Annotated in this window: 17 protein-coding genes; 1 reads left to right on the top strand and 16 read right to left on the bottom strand. The window is 39.0% G+C overall.

Annotated features, from left to right (window positions below):
* Positions 1-61: 61 nt before the first annotated feature.
* Positions 62-1,206, bottom strand: a protein-coding gene (locus tag MKL36_RS00620; RefSeq protein ID WP_085944219.1) for an IS3 family transposase whose coding sequence is annotated in 2 segments (ribosomal slippage) — positions 62-942 and positions 942-1,206 — 1,146 coding nt in all. Because the reading frame shifts where the segments join, the coding sequence is not laid out codon by codon here.
* 90 nt (positions 1,207-1,296) lie between these two features.
* On the bottom strand, positions 1,297-2,232 hold the full coding sequence (gene dmeF, locus MKL36_RS00615) for a CDF family Co(II)/Ni(II) efflux transporter DmeF (protein WP_001175951.1): 936 nt from the start codon (positions 2,230-2,232) through the stop codon (positions 1,297-1,299).
* 55 nt (positions 2,233-2,287) lie between these two features.
* Here dmeF and MKL36_RS00610 point away from each other — a divergent pair, with 55 nt between their 5' ends.
* Positions 2,288-2,557, top strand: a complete 270-nt coding sequence (locus MKL36_RS00610; protein ID WP_000018740.1) for a metal/formaldehyde-sensitive transcriptional repressor — start codon at positions 2,288-2,290, stop codon at positions 2,555-2,557.
* A 31-nt stretch (positions 2,558-2,588) separates the two neighbouring features.
* Here the strand turns inward: MKL36_RS00610 and MKL36_RS00605 are convergent, their stop codons facing one another.
* From MKL36_RS00605 to MKL36_RS00540, 14 genes are all read right to left on the bottom strand, one after another.
* Positions 2,589-2,714 (bottom strand): YHYH domain-containing protein, encoded by a 126-nt coding sequence (locus tag MKL36_RS00605; protein ID WP_000733641.1) that lies wholly within the window; start codon positions 2,712-2,714, stop codon positions 2,589-2,591.
* 91 nt (positions 2,715-2,805) lie between these two features.
* Positions 2,806-4,113 carry an MFS transporter gene (locus MKL36_RS00600; RefSeq protein WP_000895211.1) on the bottom strand — a complete coding sequence of 436 codons (1,308 nt, stop codon included), beginning with the start codon at positions 4,111-4,113 and terminating at the stop codon, positions 2,806-2,808.
* 80 nt (positions 4,114-4,193) lie between these two features.
* A complete protein-coding gene (locus MKL36_RS00595) occupies positions 4,194-4,832 on the bottom strand; it encodes a hypothetical protein (protein WP_000282061.1) in 639 nt (212 codons plus the stop codon).
* 11 nt (positions 4,833-4,843) lie between these two features.
* Positions 4,844-5,557, bottom strand: a complete 714-nt coding sequence (locus tag MKL36_RS00590; protein WP_001165581.1) for a HupE/UreJ family protein — start codon at positions 5,555-5,557, stop codon at positions 4,844-4,846.
* A gap of 5 nt (positions 5,558-5,562) precedes the next feature.
* Positions 5,563-5,934 (bottom strand): hypothetical protein, encoded by a 372-nt coding sequence (locus MKL36_RS00585; RefSeq protein WP_000181823.1) that lies wholly within the window; start codon positions 5,932-5,934, stop codon positions 5,563-5,565.
* Between the two features lie 11 nt (positions 5,935-5,945).
* Positions 5,946-9,074, bottom strand: a complete 3,129-nt coding sequence (locus MKL36_RS00580) for an efflux RND transporter permease subunit (RefSeq protein WP_000460236.1) — start codon at positions 9,072-9,074, stop codon at positions 5,946-5,948.
* A gap of 14 nt (positions 9,075-9,088) precedes the next feature.
* On the bottom strand, positions 9,089-10,564 hold the full coding sequence (locus MKL36_RS00575; protein WP_001041870.1) for an efflux RND transporter periplasmic adaptor subunit: 1,476 nt from the start codon (positions 10,562-10,564) through the stop codon (positions 9,089-9,091).
* Between the two features lie 10 nt (positions 10,565-10,574).
* On the bottom strand, positions 10,575-11,774 hold the full coding sequence (locus MKL36_RS00570) for a TolC family protein (RefSeq protein WP_000039774.1): 1,200 nt from the start codon (positions 11,772-11,774) through the stop codon (positions 10,575-10,577).
* Between the two features lie 48 nt (positions 11,775-11,822).
* The gene (locus MKL36_RS00565; RefSeq protein WP_002086797.1) at positions 11,823-12,278 is read right to left on the bottom strand and encodes a hypothetical protein; all 456 of its coding nucleotides are present in this window, start codon (positions 12,276-12,278) and stop codon (positions 11,823-11,825) included.
* 156 nt (positions 12,279-12,434) lie between these two features.
* On the bottom strand, positions 12,435-13,331 hold the full coding sequence (locus MKL36_RS00560; RefSeq protein WP_000589670.1) for a recombination directionality factor: 897 nt from the start codon (positions 13,329-13,331) through the stop codon (positions 12,435-12,437).
* Positions 13,332-13,543: 212 nt separating this feature from the next.
* Positions 13,544-14,587, bottom strand: coding sequence for a YqaJ viral recombinase family nuclease (locus tag MKL36_RS00555; protein WP_086374157.1), 1,044 nt, complete (start codon positions 14,585-14,587; stop codon positions 13,544-13,546).
* 168 nt (positions 14,588-14,755) lie between these two features.
* Positions 14,756-15,799 (bottom strand): DUF932 domain-containing protein, encoded by a 1,044-nt coding sequence (locus MKL36_RS00550; protein ID WP_000951122.1) that lies wholly within the window; start codon positions 15,797-15,799, stop codon positions 14,756-14,758.
* A gap of 58 nt (positions 15,800-15,857) precedes the next feature.
* On the bottom strand, positions 15,858-16,145 hold the full coding sequence (locus tag MKL36_RS00545; RefSeq protein WP_000058781.1) for a hypothetical protein: 288 nt from the start codon (positions 16,143-16,145) through the stop codon (positions 15,858-15,860).
* 215 nt (positions 16,146-16,360) lie between these two features.
* A complete protein-coding gene (locus MKL36_RS00540) occupies positions 16,361-18,508 on the bottom strand; it encodes a glycine zipper family protein (RefSeq protein WP_001009680.1) in 2,148 nt (715 codons plus the stop codon).
* Positions 18,509-18,813 lie beyond the last annotated feature (305 nt).

Here is an 18,813-nt window from a genome sequence, read left to right as displayed (position 1 = left end):
AGAGGTGGTCCCACATGTTTGAACAACTAAAAGCTTATTTATAAGTGATACTCTGCTCTAGTTAAGCTACCTTATTTTGTTGTGGTAGCTGGTCATAGTAAAACTCATCTGGAGTCATTTTGTCCAGACTCGAATGAGGTCGTTTCAAATTATAAAATTCAAAATATGCGTTTAATTGCTTCTTCGCATCCAAAACATTGCTGTAGGCTTTGAGATACACCTCTTCATATTTAACGCTCCGCCATAATCGTTCAACCATCACATTATCAACCCATCGACCTTTACCATCCATGCTGATTTGGATGTCATTTGATTTCAATACATCAATAAATGCATCACTGGTAAACTGACTGCCTTGGTCTGTATTAAATATTTCAGGTCGACCATATTTTTCAATAGCTTCATTTAATGTTTCTATGCAAAATGTAACCTCCATACTAATCGATACTCTATGCGCAAGTACCTTGCGGCTATGCCAATCAATCACAGCACATAAATAAACAAAGCCTTTTGCCATAGGGATATACGTTATATCCGTAGACCACACTTGATTACTGCGCTGAATAGCCAATCCTTTGAGCAGATATGGATATTTGCGGTGAGCTTGATTAGCCTGGCTTAAATTTGGTTTGCAATATAACGCATTAATGCCCATTTTCTTCATTAAAGTACGTGTATGACGTCGTCCTATATGATGTCCTTGACGATTCAACAAATCACGCATCATACGGCTACCTGCAAAAGGGTATTGCATATGTAACTCATCCATACACCGCATCAGCTTCAGATCTGATGCACTCACAGGTTTTGGGCGATAGTAATAACAACCACGGGAGACTTTCAGCAGCTGAGCTTGCTTAGATACTGAAATCTGAAGTGAGTCATCGATTAACTTTTGTGGTTGAAGCGGCCCAGTTTCTTCAACACACCTTCTAAAAAATCAATTTCTAATGCCTGCTCACCGATTTTTGCATGTAGTTTTTTTAGATCGATGGGTGGTTCTGTTGGAGCTTTTGATTGATCGAAAGCTTGCGAGGAAGCTGAAATCAGTTGATTTTTCCAGTCGATAATTTGGTTTTGATGAACATCAAATTCAGCACTCAATTCAGCAAGTGTTTTTTCTGCTTTAATCGCAGCAAGTGCTACCTTAGCTTTAAAATCATTTGAATGATTTCTTCTTGGTCTACGTGCCATAAAATACTCCATATATTGATGTTTATAACATCATTTGGGGAGCAAAATATCACTTATAAGTGTTGTTCAAATTTCCTGATCCACCTCTAACCATTCAATAATTCAAATAAAATGTATTTCAACACTTGCATGCACAATTTCTTCATGGATAGAGAGTGCCTGTTTCACTACATCTGGTGTTAAATCTACACCTGTACTCTCTAAAGCCAAGATGCAAGAAAACTTGCCTCTACCAACTTTCCAAACATGTAAATCAGTAATATTAACTTGAGGAAATTCCTCTATAACCTCTTTGATTTCATCAACCACAGGGTGAGACATTTCTGCATCGAGTAGTGTCTTTCCTGTCTCATTTAATAATCCCCATGACCATTTAGCGACAAGAATAGCTCCAACTACACCTAATAGTGCATCTAAGAAACTCCAACCAAAATATTTCCCCGCAAACAATGCAACAATTGCCAATACAGAAGTAACCGCATCAGCTACTACATGCAGAAACGCCGCCTTTTGATTTAAGTCATGATGATCGTGGTGGTGGTCGTGTTCATGGTGATGATCATGCTCGTGGTGATGGTGGTGGCCTCCGTCATGTAATAACCATGCACAAACCAAGTTTACCAATAAACCAACAATTGCAATTGGTATTGCCTCATTGTAATGAATATTCACGGGATTCATTAATCGATCGATAGATTGAATACCCATTAAAAGTGCTACAACCATAAGTAAAATAGCACTACTGTACCCTGCTAGAATCTCAATTTTCCAAGTACCAAAACTAAATCGCTGATCATGAGCATAATGTCGGGCCATTCGATATGCGAAATAAGCTAAGCCGAGAGCAACCATATGTGAACTCATATGCCAGCCATCTGCGAGTAAGGCCATCGAATTAAAAATCCATCCCCCCAATATCTCTAGTACCATCATGATTGCTGTAAGAATTGTCGCAATCAGTATTTTCTTTTGTGCTAAAGGATTTCCTTCATCGAATTGATGAGAATGACGACGATCTAAGTTACTATGAAGTTGCATAAATTTTATCTTTCCAAGATACTCCCCCCAGTATATATTTTTTTTAGGAAAAATCATGTCTCATTTGCATCAAGATAAAAAAATACTTAATCGCATCAAGCGGATTCAAGGACAGGTTACTTCTGTTGAAAAGTCATTATTAACACCTGAAAGCTCTTGTCTTGAAGTATTACAACAAGTTGCAGCAATTAAAGGTGCTGTTAATGGGTTAATGCAGCAACTTCTTGAACAACATTTAAGAGAACATGTATTGAAAGGGGATCAAAATTTTGATGAAGAAGAAATGAAACAGTACTTATTATTATTAGATCGTTATTCAAAATGAGTAGAACAAAATGTTCTACTCATTTTTATTATTAATGGCAGTGACGATCCCCTGTCTTGCTATTCGTGTGGCAGCCTGAAGAATCAGTACCACCTGAATGAGCAAAAGCATTTGTTACCGCAAGCCCCATTAAACATACCAAGATTAGTTTTTTCATGTTGTTCCCCTTTTTTTATTGAACAATAAAATAAGCTTATAATTGTACAACAAACAAACGGAATCTTTCTAAGTCATTAGTCGAAAAAGAGTTATTTAGGCCACTTTTCATGATAGTCATCAATAATATATTCATGGACGTGTACTCCATTGATTCGATGCTGCTGCAAATGCTCATGATCTGGAGGTAAATCATCATGACTGTGGGGTAAAAGAGCCTCATCCTGTGATGGCCACAAACGCATTGCAAGTAATAAAGAAATCGTTGCAATCACTGCCATCGGTATAAAAGTTTGTAATGTTCCTATGTTAGTAGTGAGCCATCCAACCAAGGGATAAGTCACTAACCAGCAAGCATGTGAAAACGCAAATTGCGCTGCGAATAGAGAGGTCCTACTCTCACTCGATGCAGATTTTCGAATCAAACGGCCTGTAGGTGTTTGTGAAACAGAATATCCAATACCAAGCACAAACCAAAGTACAAGCAAACCATTATAAGATGTAATGAAATAACCACTTAACAGCCCAATTACAAGAATTGTTGTTCCCGTCAACATCACTGATCGATCTGGGAACTTATCCAATATCTTAGGCAAAATGAAAGCCGAAAGCATTGAACCAAATCCAAATAAACCAAAAGCCCAAGTAGTCGCATTTTCAGTTAGCTTAAATGTCGATTGAACCAATACCACGGTATTTACAATCACTACAGCGCTTGCTGACGCAATTGCTAAATTGAGAGCAAGCAATGCTTTAAGTCTAGGCGTATTAAAATAAATTTTAGCTCCCTGCTTAATACGGCTATAAACACCTCTAAACGCAGGTACTTTGGCAACTGGTAATTTCGCACTTACCACAAACAAAGCAGAACCGATAAAACCTAATACCGTTCCCAAAAATAAGTTGTGATAACTCATCAAAGTTAATAAAAATGCCGCGAGCATCGGACTAATAATATTTTCTAAATCATAGGCCAATCGTGATAATGATAGCGCATTGGTATAGTCTTTTTCTTCAGGTAAAACATCTGGAATCATTGCCTGAAATGTTGGTGTAAATGCAGCAGAAGCAGATTGCAAAATAAAAATGAGAATATAAATTTGCCAAATTTGTGTCACAAACGGTAGACACAATGCTGTTAATGCTCGAATAACATCTAGCCCAACCAATACTTTTTTTCTTGGTAATCGCTCAGCAAATGCAGATGCTATAGGCGCTACACCGATATAAGCAATCATCTTAATTGCCAATGCAATACCAAGAACTTGGGCTGCTTCCCCCTTTGCAATATCGTACGCCTGTAAAGCTAGGGCGATTGTGATTAACCCCGTTCCGATTAGCGCTATTACTTGGGCCAAAAACAAATGCCGATATGTTGTGTTTTTTAGTACTTCTAGCATCTTATGGATTCCTTTTAGAACCTGACTTCTTTAGCAATTGAATCTCCTTGGAATATTATTCCAAGGAGATTGATCAAAACTTAAAAGACTTTCTTCATTTCACTAAACTGCCCTTCTACAAGTAGAGTTACAGTCACTGGATTTTCCGTACGGTTACGCCAGAACCAACCATGCTTGCCATCAAAAGCTGCCTTTAAGACACCCTGCTGAGTTGTTTCATTCTTTCCTTTTCCATAGCCATGATAGAACCCTTTAGGAGCGTTCACTGGATCACCATGGGTATCATAATTAAGACCACCTCCAACAGCTTTCCAGTCAAAGTTGACACTTGCACTTTGTGGCATCGTCAGTTTCACTTCGGTTGCTTGGCCCGGTTTAAGCTCAATACTAATGCTCTCTTTATTAATAGCAGGCATAATCATTTGAGCATTATCAGTTGCCGTTTGAGTCGAAGTTTCTACTGATATTTGTTCAACACTATTCACTGCCTGTGCAGCATTGATACCATTTTCTGACTCTTCAGTTAGTGATTGTTTGATTTCTCCCATTTTCGTTAAACCAAGCACTTTACCCATACCTGTCGGATCAATTGCATACTCCGCAGGCATGACACAGGTAACTAGCACAATAACGGCACTTACGGCAGCAATTGCTGTTGATTTAATTAACTTTTTTGATGAAGGTAATTCGATATCTTTTGGAATTTCAGCGTTATACATAATTTAGATCCTTATTGAGTAATGAAGCCAGTAAGTTGATAGCCAACAAGTAAAAAACCGAGGAACATGAGGAAGACATTGCTTTGATAAGCTGTTTTAAAGAAATAAGGTGTCTTTCTCCAAAACGTCATTAATAACAAGATGATGCACAGAGCCATAAACTGGCCTAATTCAACCCCAATATTGAATGAGATTAAATTTGCCAACAGTCCATCACTCGGAACTTCATATTCCTGAATTTTTACTGCGAGTCCAAAACCATGAATCAGACCAAAAATTAAAGTCGCGATTTTCGTGTTTGGTTGAAAACCAAACCAACGCTGATAAGCCCCCAAGTTATCTAGAGCCTTATAAACAATCGAAAAACCAATGATTGCATCAATGATGTAGGCGTTTATCGAGATATTGTAATAAACACCCACCAGCATCGTAATCGAATGCCCAAGTGCAAATAGGCTGACGTACAAGCCGATATCTTTCATTCGGTATAAGAAGAAGATAATGCCAACAAGAAATAGTAAATGGTCATATCCAGTGACCATATGCTTCGCACCCAAATAGATGAATGGAATCACATGAATGCCATAAATTTCTTGAATATAGCCCTTATCACCTTCCGCTACTCCATGAGCAAAAAGTGTAGGGCTTACCAATGTAATGAATAAAGCAAGTAATAGCTTTATGTAAGCACTTAATTTCACAATGTGTGAAGCAATAATTTGCATGTATATCAAACTCCAAAATTTAAAATGAATTGAAAATCCATTAACTTTTTGGGCGGTTTAAAAATACGACTCACCATCAGATAAACATATTCTTTTGACCAATCTAAAATCGAAATCCCTTTTAAGAGATGAGCTAAAGCGGCCGATTTAAGTACGTCATAGCCAACAAAATGTTCATAGTAATTATCTTGGTGACTATGTGAATGTTGTTGGCTTATCTCATGATGGTGAGAGTTAATTGCATCAATTGAAACGTGTCTCTGAAATTCATTTTCAGTTACATGCTCTTTAAAGTGCAAACATAAAGCGAGACTGATCATGCAGACTAGCAACATCATCACAAATTTGTTTTGTTTATCTCGCAATATATTTGTCATTAAAGATGCCCCTAAACAACCTGTTTAGCAGCTTCGTTTGATTTTCTTGACCTACCTTGGTTAAACCACACATATAAGGTTGGCAAAATAATCAAAGTCAGTAAGGTTGATGAAATAATCCCACCAATAACAACAGTTGCAATTGGGCGCTGAACTTCAGAGCCAATGCCTACGTTTAAGGCCATCGGAATAAAACCTAATGAAGCGACTAAAGCTGTAATCAACACGGGACGGAGTCTTTCCATTGCACCATGTTTCACTGCATCAATGACACTTTCACCTTGAACTCTAAGTCGCTGAATGGCTGAAACAAGAACCAAACCATTCAGCACAGCAACACCCGATAAGGCAATGAAACCCACAGCCGCAGAAATTGAGAATGGAATATCACGTAGTGCTAAAGCAATCACACCACCTGTTAGTGCAAATGGCACACCTGTGAATACCAAGATACTGTTTCTAACATTACCTAAAGCCATATAGATCATGGCAAAGATCAGAATTAAAGCAATCGGTACTACAACCATAAGACGATTTGAAGCAGATTCCATTTGCTCAAACGTACCGCCCCAAGTCAGCCAATAACCATCTGGTAATTTAAAATCAGCATTCAGCTTAGATTGTGCTTCTGAAATGTAACTACCAATATCAGTTCCACGAACATTTGCTGTAATGACGATACGCCGTTTACCATTTTCGCGAGAAATCTGGTTTGGTCCTTGAACGTTTTTTAACTCGATCAATTCTGATAAAAGAACACTCGAACCATCAGCTAAGCTCACAGGAATCTGATACAGCTTTTCTAGATCTGTTACCGAGTTTTGATCCATACGTACCACAATGTCGAACTTTCGATCTCCTTCAAACACCTTACCTACTGTCTCACCTGTGATTAGGCTAGAAACCTGTTTTTGTACATCCTCTGCATCAAGCCCATAGTTGGCAATCATGTCTTTTTTCAGCTCAACAGAAACCATGGGTAAACCAGACATCTGTTCGACTTTAAGATCAGCAGTACCTTTGACTCCCTCTAAAATCTTAGCGGCAGCGTTTGCTGATTCAAGCAACTGCTCTAAATCATCACCATAAATTTTTACGGCAACATCTGTTCGGACACCTGAAATAAGTTCGTTAAAACGCATTTGAATCGGCTGTGTAAACTCATAATTGTTTCCATATACGCCTTTAGATACGCGTTCAATTTCAGCAACAACCGCAGACTTTTCCTTATCAGGATTAGGCCACTGACTACGAGGTTTCAGCATGACAAAGTTATCTGCTACGTTAGGTGGAACAGGATCAGTCGCAATTTCAGCAGTCCCCACTTTGGCAAAAATAGTCTGAACTTCTGGAATTTTCTTAATCTCTTTTTCTAACGTGTATTGCATTTCAATTGCTTGAGTCAACGACGTACCAGGGATACGCAAGGCATGTAGTGCTACATCTCCCTCATCCAAGGAAGGTATAAACTCTGAGCCTAAACGAGTCGAAAGACTTGCACTAAAAACAAAGAAAATAGAGACAAAAGCGATTAGCAAATATCTGTGATTTAAAGACCAATCTAGAATTGGGTTATAAAATCTTTTGATGCCATGGACGATTTTTGACTCTTCTTCTTTAATTTCACCAGTAGTGACCAATGCCACCATTGCAGGGACAAACGTAATTGAAAGAATCATTGCTGCCACTAAAGCCATAACCACTGTTGCAGCCATTGGTGTAAACATCTTTCCTTCAACACCAGTCAGAGTCATTACAGGTAGATACACCAAGATAATGATCAATTGACCATAGAGAATCGCTTTGCGGGATTCTTTAGTCGCCTCAAACACAGTCGTAAAGCGTTCTTGCCTTGTTAAAACTCGCCCAAGCTCTTTTTGTTTAATTGCCAACTTTGCTAAGGAGGCCTCAACAATTACAACAGCACCATCTACAATAATCCCGAAATCTAGTGCCCCAAGACTCATAAGGTTTGCACTAATTTTCTGGTTCACCATACCTGTGATTGTCATCAGCATGGATAAAGGAATGACCAAAGCGGTAATCAGCGCAGCACGGAAGTGACCAAGAAATACAAACAGAACAACGATTACCAGAATCGCACCTTCTAAAAGATTCTTTTTCACCGTCTGTATCGTTGCATCAACCAAAGTTGTACGGTTATAGACAGCTTTTGCTTCCACACCTTCTGGTAATGATTTTTGAACCTGTTGTAGCTTTTGATCAACAGCGTGAGCAACATTTCGTGAGTTCTCACCAATAAGCATGAATGCTGTACCCAGTACAATTTCTTGCCCATCTTTAGTTGCAGCACCTGTACGTAATTCGTGACCAATAGATATTTTGGCAACATCTTTCAATCTGAGGATATAACCATTGCTCGTCGTAATCGGGATATTCTGGACTTGCTCAATCGAGTTAATTTGAGAATCAGAACGAATTAAATACTGTTCACCATTTTTCTCAATATACCCCGAGCCTTTATTCATGCTGTTCTTAGAGATAGCCTCTAAAATTGTCTTCTGATCCAGCCCTATGCTACGTAAATAAGCATAATCAGGTTGAACTACAAATTGTTTGAGATAACCACCAATGGTATTGATTTCATTAACACCCTCTACATTTCGAAGCTGAGGTTTAATCACCCAGTCTTGTAAGGTGCGTAATTCCGTTGGTGAAAGTGGATTAGGATTGTTCTTGGCATTTTCAACGGTATACATGAAGATTTCGCCAAGTCCTGTAGAAACAGGCCCCATAGAAGTTGCAATTCCAACGGGAAGATTTGGTGTCACTCCTTGTAGCTTCTCATTGACTAATTGTCGGGCAAAATAAATATCCGTCCCTTCTTTGAAAATTGCCGTTACTTGAGATAGACCATATCGAGATACGGAGCGTGTATAGTCTAAATTTGGAATACCTGCCAAAGCAGTTTCAATGGGATAGGTCACTTGAGACTCCATCTCCATTGGAGAGAGTCCTTGAGCTTCACTATTAATCTGGACTTGTACATTCGTAATATCAGGGACTGCATCAATCGGTAACTTGAAATAGTTATAAACCCCTAATGCACCAACAAATAAAAATACGATAAGTACAAGCCAACGATTCTTAATCGAGAGCTTAACAATCTGGTCAAACATAGTCGCTACTCCCCTTAGTGGTCATGAGTAGCGCCAGATTTCCCTAGCTCTGCTTTTAAAAGATATGAATTTCCAGCGGCATAAACCTGTCCTACGCGTAATCCAGATTTAACTTCCACATACCCATTGTACTTTTCACCAAGCTCCAGAGGCCTAGCTTCAAAATCATTGCCAACACGAATGAATACAACATCCCAATCACGGAAGCTCTGTAGAGCATCTTCACGCACAACCATCGGCTTCAAACTTTGATTTTCAAAAATTTGGGCCGTGATTAACTGTCCTGAGCGCCACTTAAACTGGTTTGGTACTTCAATAAAGACCTGTGCTGTACGTGTCTTTGGATCAATGACATCACTGATATATTTAATTCGTCCTAAAGCTTCTTCTGTATCCACAGGGCTTTGAGGTTTAACTTTAACCTTATTGTTAGGATTTATAGCATTTAGCCTGTCAGCGGGAACATTAACAACTGCTAAAAGTTGAGAAGTATTTGCGATTTTAAAAATAGGTGTTGAAGAACTTACATTTGATCCAACAGCACCAAGGACTTCTAATATTGTTCCAGACATTGCAGCACGAACTTCAACAGTACCATTACTAGAACCACCATAAGAGTTGATTAAGTTATTCAACTCATTTGCACGAGTTTGTGCTGCGTCAAAGTCTCGTTTTGCTGAAATATAATCAATTTCAGGTGATACACGCTTTTGCCATAGCGCTCGTTCCTGTTCCATTTTTTGACGAGCAAACTGTAGGCTGTCCAAAGCAACTTTACGATCGGCATTCAAACGAATTACATCTTGGCTTTGAACTACAGCAAGTAAGTCTCCCTGACTCACCTTATCACCTAGATTACGGTAAGTTTTGATCAATGTCCCACTGGCTTTAGGCGTAATAAAGCTTTCAAAATTATCAGGAAACTTCAGTTCGCCTTTTAACTCCAAAGCATTTTCAAACATCTTTGATTCAACTTTTAAAAGCTCTAATCCACTGCTCTTAATACTACTGTCCAACATGGTGACACGGCCTTCCTTCGTATCCCATTTCCAAGTATGCTTTTTCCCTTGATAATCAACGTTTATCATCATTAAAAAGGAATGTGGCTCGTAAACAATTTCATTCCCAATTAAGTAATCACTCTCAGGTTGAAATTGAATATTTTGCTCGGCATCCAAACGTTTGATGTAGATATTTGCTGTTAAGTCTTCAGGTTTAAGTAGTTTATCTTTCAAATACCCATAAACACGGAGGTGTGGTTCCACTCCTTCCTCAAATATCTTGACCTCAGCAGAGAAATCTCCATCTCGATATAAACGACCACCGTGAGGCCCTTTCTCATCTCCAGCCACAGCTACTTTTTCTTCGGCGACCTCACCATGTGCGCTCGCTTGTGTTTTATTGCCCGATTTATACCAAGCAATTGCACATAAGACGATAAGTAAGGCAACGACACCAGTTGCAATCAATGTATTGGTTTGTTTATTCATATTCTTGCCCTTATTCTTGATCTAAATGAGTAATGTAGTTACGTTCGACATCTGCAATTTCAGTTTGCAAAGCCAACCACATATCGAATCGAGCAAGATGTTTGTCTAACCAAATTTGCTTAATATTATTGAATTCAAGTAAAGAGTTTTTCCCTGCTTGGTATCCCATTTCAGCAATTCGGAGACTCTCATTTGTTGCGGGCAAAACCGTTTGATCATATTGCTTAATCGCATCAATCAAGTTGGAAACCTCAATAGCCTTGTTTTCCAATTCAATTTTAGAATTACGATTCACAAGCACCGACTGTGTTTCTGCTTTCGTATGCTCTGCTTGAGCGATCGCAATATTGCCTTTATTTCGACTAAAAATATTGAGGGGTATTGATGTCGAAACCTGAAAGACTTTGTCATTGGTTTCTTGGTAGTTTCTAACCCCTACTCCCAAAGTAATATCTGGTATTGCTTCTTTACGAGCCAACTCAAACTGAGCTTTTTTCAGCTTTGAACTTAAAGTTGCTTCTTGCTCAGACAAACTTATTTTGTCTGTGAAATTAAAGCTTAGCGGAACCTCCAATGCACTACTGGGCAGGTTGGAAGTGAACTTAGAACATAGATTTTTCTGGAACTGAATCTTCTTCACTTCATTTTGATGGCGCAATTTCGACTCAGATGAAAGTGCTATGCTTAGTTGAGCATCGGAAGGAATTACTCGCCCGTACTTAAGACGTTCGGAAAGAACGTTAGCTTGTCTGGCATTCAATTTACTCTCAGAAGAATAAATTTCAGCACGCTGAGTAGCTACATACCAGTTCGCCATACAGATTCTTAAATCTGCTTTGAGTTCAGCCTGACGCTTTGCTATTTCGAACTGATTACGATCACCTTGAAAACTCGCAATCTGTTTTCTCAAGGAAAGTTTATTACTGAGGGGGATCTCTTGTGATAGCCCCAGCAAGGTTGTTGGGCCATCCAAATCTTTCAATTTTGAATTACCGAGATTATCCAACTCCATATTGAAAGTCGGATTAATTAATCTGCCAGCAAACTTTTGATTGATTTCATAAGCTTGCTCGGACTGCTGTAAGCTATTGAGTACAGCATCATTTGCGATTACCTGCTTTTGTAGTTCTGCATAATTCGTTTCTGCGAATACATTTGCTGCTGTTGCTACAAATCCACAGGTAAGAAATATCTGATATTTTTTAGACATGACTTTACCTATACAAAAAAATTAAAAACTATTTTTTGTATAGAAAGATCAATTACGTAGGACGATTAAATCTTTAGAGAAAGTATAAGAATTACTAAATACTAGAGGGGATCGCCGCTTTAAAAAGACTCGATAAACGGGCTTTTCAAAAAGCTGGAAAAAGAATAAAACTAGTGGAAGTGCGAAACTAAGAATAAAGATTGGATCTATGCTGAAATCACTATCAGAAGAAATTGGCTTTACTGAATGATGATAGATCGGCTCATCAAAATTCTTCCACGTATGTGCTTCTGCATCATGATCAGCAGAACTTTTTAGAGAATCATCTGAGTGCTGTAAAGACCAATGACTAGAAGCATCATCCTCTACAATGATACTCAACTCATGCTGATGTTCAATATTTTCAAGTAGAACAGGCGCCCACGCATGAACTCCCGTAATTGTTATGGTAAACAAAAACAGGACAAATGCGAGTATAAGCTTAGAAAACCTACTTGAACGCATAGTCATGAACATACTTCTGATTTGCTACCAAAATACTAAAAAGCGTTATTAAAGTAAATCCATCTCTCAAAAATTCTAGGAGTGAGTATTTTCTTATCTACAGTCCAAAATCTGCAAAAAAAAGAGTACAAGTACTCTTTTCTAACTAGGTCCATTTCAATTGAGAGCCTGCACAGAATGCTGCAACCCTTTCTGAATGTCTTGAACATGAGTTAAATCACTAAGCTGCTGACCCTGCTCTGGTTTTGGTTCATTGATATAAAACTCCTCAACAATATCCAGTCCCTCCTCACCTCCTACCTCAAATCTGGCATTACCATAACCTAGCCTTGCCACATGATCTAAAGCCTCCTGATAAAACCCTGCTGTCTTGCTTTGTCCATCGATCTGTTTGGCTGAAGTAATGGCTTCTTGTAGATTGATTCCATCACGTAAGGTTAAGTCCACGTAATAAATTGGGGTACGGTAACTTTGCGTTGTGCTTTTTCCTCGTAAGGTCAGTTGCAATGGCAAACATGAAAGTAAATCACCTGAAGCCGCATGGTAATAACGAAGCCGTGCAGCTAAGGTACGAATGCTATTGAAACCTGTAGTCCTAAAAATGAATGTACCCAACTCATCCGACTCATCTAGATTGACGTAAAGCCGCCCATAAGGCTTGCAGTGTCCACCTTGGGCCAAGGGGCATAAATCAGGTGATGGACATGGATGCTGTTCAACCCCGTTTTGTCCAAGTCGCTGACAGGTTTCACCATTACCAGTACAGATGGGCCGACCAGTTTGTCGGTCGAATAGAGTGTACTCAGCTCGCAAGTTGAGTTCAGGATCATTAAAAATCATCCGGACAGGAATGGTTCTGAGTTTCTGGTTTTGTGCCTTGGCTCTTAGCTGCTCATCCAGTGGGTGTTTCACCCAGCCATCCTTATTCTGAATTTGGCTAGTAATCGTAAATTGATCATCTTTTTCAGGCAGACGTTTACCATTCTTTTCGACCACTTTACCGATACTAATTCTGCCGAGTATTGGCGGTGTAATCGCTAAACCTTTGATCATGTTGTTTGTCCTATAAGTAAAATTTTACTGATTACCCCTTGCTATGTAAGTAAACAGAAATATGAAAAGCTACGACTTCGCAAAAACCGCCATTGTTGGTCTACCGCTCCTTCGGGAGTCGGTAGATCGGGGGTGGTTTTTTTGCGCTTTTGGGAAGAATGGATATTTCATGCATATATAGTTAGCGATATAGATGCATGGTTTTGATCGGGTCAGTCATCATTGCTATAGATTTGAAAACGTCGTGTCCCCACCTTGTTTTGTGGAAACTCATTGATTAGTTCAGGATGCATTTTCAATACAGCCTTATTATCTAAAGCAATGGAGTCTTTAGATCGTTTCCACGTCACTGAACCATTGGCAAAAGTTGCTCGTTCAGCATCTTTCATTAACATCTGAATTTGATGCTTAGTTTCATCAAAGCTGTTTTGGTGTTTTTCAATATGATGCTTTTCTTGAATCAGTTGAGCAAACAACTGATTGGCTTGTTCATTTTGACTGAGATCTTCGACACTGAGTGGAATATGTTGAGGATAGAGTTGCTGAATGGCTTTAGCTGCCGATTCACTGGCATCGTCTGAAGGTGGCGTGTCATTTTCCACACACTCCCAAAAGTATCGCTCTGCATTCACAATATGTTGAATGACTGATTCACTGCGTGCCACTTTATAGATACGAGTTTCATGACCACAGATCAGCACACAAATATGCGCTGCCTTTTTGCCTGTTACAGCGAGTTGATGTTGCACCTGACACAATACGTATAAAGGCACACCATCTCGCCATAACTTTGCTCCATATTCCCCTGCGGTTTTGCATTCTAAAATCTGTACTTCCTCACTACCTACCACCGAGTAATCTAAGTTAGCCAGCATAAAATGCTTATCCTCATCAGGATGTTGTAGTACGGCATTGATACGACGAACTTTGTTGTTGGTATGCATGCTGTAGTATTCAGCGACCAAAGGTTCAAGTTGTTTACCCCAATATAAAGGGGCATGACCTGTGCTTTCATCTTCAATGGATTGTTTAACTCGACCTGTCTTGATCATCCACAGTTCTAGCATCGACATATAGGGATTAAGTCCACAGGCTGCGGCACAGTCACTACTGCCAATACCTTGGCGTCTGACTTCAAGCCATTCTGCTTGAGTCATATTCTTTGTATTGACCAAGCGTTTGGCTGTGAATAATTTTGGGGCAATAAATGGGGTACTTGCCTGTTGCATAGATGGATTTAAAATTGCGGTATTCATATTGAAGTCCTGATTATTTTGCTATGTAAAATGATGGGGATCACAAAAAATGGGCATAAAAAAACCACAGCCGAAGCTATGGTTTTAATAATTTTTAAAATTCGAAATTCCATTTAAAAATGCTTAGTTAGGTCTAACTTTCCATGATTGAAAAATGTATATTCCGCACTATGCAAGCATGTTAAGTGCCTGTTCCAATCCTCGTTGTTTGATCGATGCGCCAGCACCAAACCAAGCTGAATCAAGCCGGTGATCGGTACTCATGGCACGACGTTCGTGGTCTATAAATTCTGTGATTGAACACAGTAATCCATAGGCTGTTCCTTTGGCTGAACTTAGCTCCGCACCTCGTCCTTGACCATTAAACATTTCCATAGCTCGACTCATCGATTTGGCATTTGGTTCAGCTTTGTCCTTGCCATTGGCTTGGGCTTGTAAGGCTACATCACGGTAGAACTGGATGATGTTGTCCTCCTGATCCACCACGTTGTTCATTGTGCTGTTATTGAACACGGCATCAAAGTAAGCGGATGCTTCCATCTGACTCACTTTACGTTGTGTCAGTTGCTTCATTTCATACATGTGTTCATCCCATGCACGTACTGAAATACCGAGTTGCTGTTTGACCTTATCAGCATCAAATTTAGTACTGTGTGGAACTTTGACCACACCTGCACTGCTGTTCTGTCCTTTTAAGGCAATCGCTAAAGTATTGTTGCACACTACTCGGATCGAGGTAAATTGTGCGGTGGTGGCAAGGGTTCCGTCACATGCTGTTGCCAAGAGCATATAGCCATTACTGACATCTTTGCCCTTCAACATGGATGTTTGCCCTGTACGTGCTAGTGCCCAGAATTTCTTGCCACCTTTGAGTACACCTGCGGTTTCAAGTTCAAAACCTGATTGCTCGGTGAGGTCACGATAGAATTCTAAAATCTCTCTCGGTTGCACTTCCTGAAAGCGTTGACTGACGACTGACAGTGGAGCATGGGTATCAGAGCGATATAAAACTCGTTGTTCTTCATAAGGCATGATGATGCTTTGCCCACGGTCATTCTGCGCCATATAACTGACATTAGAAGATTCAATCCGCCAATCCATACCTGCCTGCTGTGCCCAGACTTCAATCGGTTGGTTTTGTGTCAGTTGATTCCCTAGTCCGTGCCAAGGGGTTTCTCCGACATACGCCATTTGTTCAAGTTGATGTGCCATAGTTTTATTCCTTTTAATTTGAAAATGAAATTTGAATTTGTGTGGTTACTAACGATCTTTAATGCAAAAGGTGCGCTGGAAACTTTTGGTAGCAGTTGTGGCAGAAGCATAAATTCTGCTGTGGTGGTGTGCTTTGTTCGGTAAATGAATTCAACACACTGCCGAGTACCGTTCCTGCTATTCCACCGACAATCGGTGGCAGATTGAAAGACTTTGCGACCGTGGTTCCCAATGCACCCAATGTGGTCGGTGTGACCAAATTGGTTAAGGTCGTATTTGATTGTTGTGTACTTGCTTCAACCAATATCACATTCGTTGAATGGCAAAAGGGACAGCTCAAGCTCATAGCTCGACTCCTTAAATTTTGTGCATAAAAAAAGCCTGCTCGATGGCAGACTTTGTTTTCATATTTTCATGAAGAACTCAAAAGAGTTTCATGATTCTCATTAGGATATTATGTGTCTGAAATTATTTGGAATAACTTTTAATTTACTAATTCAATTAGTAAATAATCTCTCCAATTTTTTATTTCAAATACAACTATCAATATTATTCCAACACTCAAGCAGGTTTAAGCTGATGAGTACGATTAGGCTGTGCTGAATCAGGTTTGGCAAGTTCCCTATAAATCTCTAATTGACGATTAATTTCATTAATTTTTGGCTGTAGATCAACTGATATAAAATTACTTGACTCATCAATAGCCACCCAACCAGCTTGAACCTTTTCCATTTCATTACCTTTTTGCAACTTATGTAATATCCATTGGTTCAGATGATAGGCACGCATATAAGCTTCATGTTGATAGATCAATAAAGTACTAAAAGTAATAATACGATCAGCATTATTCAACATATGAGTTTCAAAACTTTGTAGCTGTTTGAATAGCACATTTGTTCGATGAACCAATAAATTTTCATTGAACCACGCTGCGAATTCAATGAGTAATTTCACTACGATATCTCTCTGATTACACAAGGCTTCTCGATTCATACTATTTGCACCTGTAGAACCAGCAACCCCTCCCATATATGCACCAATACCACTCGCAACAATGACTCCAACACCACCTGTAGCAAGACCTGCTAATGCGCCGAGTAGCATTGACCCTGTCATTGCACCTCCAGCAATTGCAGCAGTTTCTTTGCCAACATTTTTTAAGTATTGCTCGCCATCCACTTTACCTGAATTAAAATCACCATAATTACGATATGCCGCTAAACCAATCGTTAATAGTGGGATTGGTAGCATATCTCCTACATCCGCAAAATCTGAAACTTGCTCTAGTCCTACACCAGTAGTTTCCTGAACAGCTTCATAGCTTAAAGTGGTATCCACTAACACCATCGGATGATTACCTAGCTGCTCTGCAAGTTCACTGTTCACAATCACTGGAATATCTGGATACTTATCAAAATGACTTAATACATAATCAGCATCCATTGAGCACTTAACTTGCATCGGTGTGCCATCAACAATCAAATCATAACCAGCTTGGTTTGCGCTATCGGGAAATTCAACTGTATGTCCTTGTTGTTGTAAATTCAGTGCAACCTGTTGTTCAGCAACATAACCAGTTAAACGAGTCACTGCTCCTGCACTATCTAGTGTATTCGCTGAAATGTCTTGTAAAGTATTTAAGTTTTCAGGATTTCCTTTTGATGCAAAGCTCAATGCATCTAATACAGATGGATCAATATGTGCATAATCCCAAATTAATCCTAAAGAATATGCGGATGCCGTTAAGCCCACACCCACCTTTAGCCCTTGATCAGATAATATTTTTTCTAGCTCTTTTTGTGCTTTTTGATTTTGGTTAAGACACTCAACAATTTTTTTATTTTTCAAAAGTTTTGGTGCACTCGCAATAATTCCTTCACTATATGGAATCTGCGAATCACGCCCTCCAAAAAATGTACCAACTCCCTTACTAAAACTATTTAGCCCACGTCCCATGTCAGCTAAGAAATTCGTATCTTCAGGACGAGTTGCAATAACGTCTTCTGGTAAAAGGGCTGTTATAGCACGATTGAGTAGATTCCCTTGTAATGCTCTATCTTTCGCATCGTCTATAGAGCAAAGTAAATATACAGCATATTGCAAATCACCAAACTCTCCTTTTTCCTGATTATAGATAACATTCTTCCGCATTATTAAACATTCAAGATAATCAAAATATAATGTTTCTTGATAAGAACAATGCTCAAAATAGTACTCAAACTTTTCTATAGCGCTAGTATAGATTTGACTACGTTTGTACACTATCGCCTGTGCTTTAATGACAGCATTGCTAGGCTCACGCTCAAATAAAATTTTTAAGATCTCTCGACTAATCTGTAAATGTTCACTTTTTTCAATCTTCGATAAATACCGACTGACTAATTCAGAAATATTCATCGACGCTTGATGCTTGAGTTTGAATAAAATACATTGCTCTAACCAAGCATAATTTTTTGCATGCCCCTGATAGTGAGGGATAAATACTGTTTCAATCAATTCAACCAATTCTAAAGCAACGCCAATTTCCTCAGATGAATTGATAGAAAATTCCCATTTTTGTGGAATAGTCACACTAAATAAGCGAGAGAAAAACCCCGAATTAAGATCAGCTTTTTCTTGAGTAACTAACATCAACATATCTTCTGGAGTAAGTGTATGTTTTTGAGTTTTAATTCTATCTAGTCGTACTTTAAGTAATTTAAAATTCATATATCCCCCTAATTTTTTGAATTTTCAGATAATTTACTATTTTAGACACCAGAATTATATTACTTAAAATTGAAAAAGTACTAGTGTATTAAAAATAATAAAATTATTGATTTATTTATATATTTTCATAACCTCGATTGACTAAACTCACCCTTAATTTTATCATTCGACTGCTGACCTACATCGTCAGTCGGTTTTGACAGACCGTTTACAAAAGGCGCACAACAACGCTGTGATGGTTTTGTGCGTTCTCTTAAGTCACGCCTTTACGGTGAGACTGGGAGGGGCACGCTTGCGTGCGCTGA

Source organism: Acinetobacter sp. AOR12_HL (assembly GCF_027855275.1).
Lineage (GTDB): Bacteria > Pseudomonadota > Gammaproteobacteria > Pseudomonadales > Moraxellaceae > Acinetobacter > Acinetobacter baumannii.
This window is presented reverse-complemented; position numbering and strand designations above follow the sequence as displayed.

What these genes read in the sequence shown, in the direction of transcription:
- MKL36_RS00610 (WP_000018740.1), top strand. Translation starts at nt 2,288, where the DNA reads ATGTCTCATTTGCATCAAGATAAAAAAATACTTAATCGCATCAAGCGG.
- MKL36_RS00555 (WP_086374157.1), bottom strand. Translation starts at nt 14,587, where the DNA reads ATGAATACCGCAATTTTAAATCCATCTATGCAACAGGCAAGTACCCCA.
- dmeF (WP_001175951.1), bottom strand. Translation starts at nt 2,232, where the DNA reads ATGCAACTTCATAGTAACTTAGATCGTCGTCATTCTCATCAATTCGAT.
- MKL36_RS00585 (WP_000181823.1), bottom strand. Translation starts at nt 5,934, where the DNA reads ATGACAAATATATTGCGAGATAAACAAAACAAATTTGTGATGATGTTG.
- MKL36_RS00565 (WP_002086797.1), bottom strand. Translation starts at nt 12,278, where the DNA reads ATGCGTTCAAGTAGGTTTTCTAAGCTTATACTCGCATTTGTCCTGTTT.
- MKL36_RS00560 (WP_000589670.1), bottom strand. Translation starts at nt 13,331, where the DNA reads ATGATCAAAGGTTTAGCGATTACACCGCCAATACTCGGCAGAATTAGT.
- MKL36_RS00545 (WP_000058781.1), bottom strand. Translation starts at nt 16,145, where the DNA reads ATGAGCTTGAGCTGTCCCTTTTGCCATTCAACGAATGTGATATTGGTT.
- MKL36_RS00605 (WP_000733641.1), bottom strand. Translation starts at nt 2,714, where the DNA reads ATGAAAAAACTAATCTTGGTATGTTTAATGGGGCTTGCGGTAACAAAT.
- MKL36_RS00570 (WP_000039774.1), bottom strand. Translation starts at nt 11,774, where the DNA reads ATGTCTAAAAAATATCAGATATTTCTTACCTGTGGATTTGTAGCAACA.
- MKL36_RS00580 (WP_000460236.1), bottom strand. Translation starts at nt 9,074, where the DNA reads ATGTTTGACCAGATTGTTAAGCTCTCGATTAAGAATCGTTGGCTTGTA.
- MKL36_RS00575 (WP_001041870.1), bottom strand. Translation starts at nt 10,564, where the DNA reads ATGAATAAACAAACCAATACATTGATTGCAACTGGTGTCGTTGCCTTA.
- MKL36_RS00590 (WP_001165581.1), bottom strand. Translation starts at nt 5,557, where the DNA reads ATGCAAATTATTGCTTCACACATTGTGAAATTAAGTGCTTACATAAAG.
- MKL36_RS00550 (WP_000951122.1), bottom strand. Translation starts at nt 15,799, where the DNA reads ATGGCACATCAACTTGAACAAATGGCGTATGTCGGAGAAACCCCTTGG.
- MKL36_RS00540 (WP_001009680.1), bottom strand. Translation starts at nt 18,508, where the DNA reads ATGAATTTTAAATTACTTAAAGTACGACTAGATAGAATTAAAACTCAA.
- MKL36_RS00595 (WP_000282061.1), bottom strand. Translation starts at nt 4,832, where the DNA reads ATGTATAACGCTGAAATTCCAAAAGATATCGAATTACCTTCATCAAAA.
- MKL36_RS00600 (WP_000895211.1), bottom strand. Translation starts at nt 4,113, where the DNA reads ATGCTAGAAGTACTAAAAAACACAACATATCGGCATTTGTTTTTGGCC.